This window comes from Teredinibacter waterburyi (assembly GCF_001922985.1).
GTDB lineage: Bacteria > Pseudomonadota > Gammaproteobacteria > Pseudomonadales > Cellvibrionaceae > Teredinibacter > Teredinibacter waterburyi.
The window spans coordinates 1-2,624 of sequence record NZ_MRUH01000160.1 but is presented as its reverse complement, the minus strand read 5'-3'; the positions used below and the strand labels follow the sequence as shown (position 1 = coordinate 2,624).

The window sequence follows — 2,624 nt, the reverse complement described above, 5'->3', positions numbered from 1 at the left end:
GGCGAAGCCACCGCAAAACGGAGCGTAGCATGCGGCATCAGGTTGAACGCCTTGTTATGCATTTTTACTACTAACACGAAAATATATACCTGAAACCGTAACAAAAATAATAGTAACGCCCGTAATTACTAAAGTATACCCGTGAGCAGCCCCCTTTACACCGGTGAATATAGTTAACGGTTCAGATACGCCGAGGTATATGATTGACAGAGCGAGTAACACAAAAAAACAAACCGAAAGAAAGGTAAGTAAGTTTAACAACCTTTTAGAGCCGATTCGTTTTTTTGTAACTGCAGACGATCTATCAGAAAAATAATGGGAAACAATTAGAAAAAAGATTAGCGCGCTGATAGCGAATAGTAACAAATCTATAACGGTCACTGGAATATGAAAACGTTTAAATAAAGATTCTACGAATAGCGCGACACATAGACAAACGAAAACCTCTAAAAACCTTCTCATAGTTAAGACCTAGACGCATAACGCCCAGCTAAGGTGCATTTGTGTAGGAGCCCGTGTGTGCTAAAAGCACACTTAGGAGCGACGTAGCAAATGTCACTCTTGAGCTGTTTGTTATGTGACTACTCATACTGATTAATACTGCTAATAACTTGTGATACTTTTTGTTTGGTAGAAGTTAATACAGCATCACTTTGGTTGTTCAGTATGTTTGACTCTTCATAAGCAACCATTTTCCTAACGTACAACCTAACCTCTTGAATTTTCTCCTCATTCAATCCATTCTCGATAGCAGAAAGAAAAATAAGATTTGTGACGCTGGTTTGTAAATATGCATCTTTTGCCAGAATTTCCGTTAGCTTCCACGCAGCAAGAGAAGCAAGTAATACACCAACGATAAAACCTATAAAATATTTCATATTAAATATTCACATAACGCCGCGTTAACCTGCGGAAATTTTGGGGTGACTTTTGGGTTAAAGTGGCGCAGCCACCCAAAAGGCGCATCGAAATTTGCGTCAGGTTGAACGCTTTGTTAGCCATTTTTTTCCTGAATTAAAATATAACGTCTTACGTCTTGCTCCTGTCGAAAAACGTGAACGATATAAACGGTTTCATCTTCAATTCGATAAAACACCCTACACGGATTTACAACCACTTCACGATAATTGAAACCTTCAAGTTCAATAGGCTCACGACCCGACTCAGGAAATTCTACAAGACGATCAACAACTGCAAATATTCGCTGAACCAGCTTACTCGCAGCAACAGGGTTTGATAAGGTTATGTAATTCGCTATTTTTTCGAGGTCCTCTAAAGCAGGCTCTGACCAAATTATTTCAGCCATTTAGAAAGCCTATCCTTAGCTTGCGTATTTGTTAATGTACGCCCTTCTTTTATAGCCTGCTCCCCTCGAGCTATCCCTTCTAAGATGCTCATACGTGACATTAGATGCTCATAGTCTTCTACATCCAAAAGATAAGCTGATGGGAGCCCATACTCAGTTATTAGTACAGGCTCTTTTGATTCGTGCAAATCAGAAAGAATTCGCGTCGCCTGACGCTTTAAAGTAGTAACCAGCTCAGTTTTCATAACAAAATGCCATATGCAGACTAGGTGTACCACTATAGTATCACTACCGCTAAGCGCTGCCAACTGGGGTGGCTAACGCCTAGCTCACCTGCAACCTTTGCGGAGAGCATTTTGTGTATAATGGAGCTACGCGACATACACAAAATGAGCGTAGCAAAGGTTGTCAGCGTGCAGCTAATTGTTATGTGTTGTGAACGCTATGCATTAGGATCATTTGTAAATGGCCCCTCAGCAGAAACGGTAATTTTTTTGCCAAATTGCTGTGTAAGTGCACCAGTAATTGCATGAACTAAATTTACTATTTTAGTCCACTCCACAACCCCCTCTTCAAAGGCCATGTAATAGCTACCTTCAGAATTTACGTAAAAGCCCCATACCGTATCATCGATTTCTACTTGGCCTTCACCCTGCCCATAATTTAATGGCTTTCCGTGAATGCCGACAGGGATAGCTTTCGCTAAATCTTCTTTACACGAAAATTCTATACCTTCTGAATTGTTAAGTATAAGCTTCATACTCTCCCCGACACATAACGCCAAGCTCACCTGCACATACGGCGGAGAGCGTTTTTGTGTGATAATGGAGCGCAGCGACTGACACAAAAACGAGCGTAGCTGTATGTGTCAGCGTGCAGCGCCTTGTTATGGCCTTTTTCCATTTACTTTGGAAACTGTTTTATAGTTGCAGCTCTTACAAATAAACCAACGCTTACCCCAGCTCATAGTTATTATTGCTATGAAAATAGAAGCAAAGATCAACCATCCTACTAAGCCTGCCATTAGTAGTGGGATTAATAAAAATATTGATAGTATCTCAAGAGCAATCCAATTCCCAAAGAAGCTATTTGTAACCCAACGCCTCTCTTTCATTTCGACTTTACATTTTGGGCATTCCATAAGTTAAGAGCCGTTAAGTTTATACAAGAACTCATTCAACGATATTTTCTATTGAGAAAAACAATAAAGTTCAAATTACTTTATTTATTGCTTCACTGCTGCGCTCTACTTCTAGAGCCTGGTGTTCCCCACAAAAAGTAGACACCCCACTTATGCAGCAACAGCTGCTTTCGCTTC

General features: G+C 40.4%; 4 protein-coding genes. All 4 read right to left on the bottom strand.

Translation table 11 applies throughout. From position 1 onward, the window contains the following. Nucleotides 1-581: 581 nt before the first annotated feature. Nucleotides 582-878, bottom strand: coding sequence for a hypothetical protein (locus IDZ20_RS11020; protein WP_188151490.1), 297 nt, complete (start codon nt 876-878; stop codon nt 582-584). Between the two features lie 116 nt (nt 879-994). Next, nucleotides 995-1,306 carry a type II toxin-antitoxin system RelE/ParE family toxin gene (locus tag IDZ20_RS11015; protein ID WP_188151489.1) on the bottom strand — a complete coding sequence of 104 codons (312 nt, stop codon included), beginning with the start codon at nt 1,304-1,306 and terminating at the stop codon, nt 995-997. Further along, nucleotides 1,294-1,551 carry a type II toxin-antitoxin system Phd/YefM family antitoxin gene (locus IDZ20_RS11010; RefSeq protein WP_188151488.1) on the bottom strand — a complete coding sequence of 86 codons (258 nt, stop codon included), beginning with the start codon at nt 1,549-1,551 and terminating at the stop codon, nt 1,294-1,296. The genes IDZ20_RS11015 and IDZ20_RS11010 overlap by 13 nt, the downstream gene beginning before the upstream one ends. A gap of 197 nt (nt 1,552-1,748) precedes the next feature. After that, nucleotides 1,749-2,066, bottom strand: coding sequence for a hypothetical protein (locus IDZ20_RS11005; RefSeq protein WP_188151487.1), 318 nt, complete (start codon nt 2,064-2,066; stop codon nt 1,749-1,751). Nucleotides 2,067-2,624 lie beyond the last annotated feature (558 nt).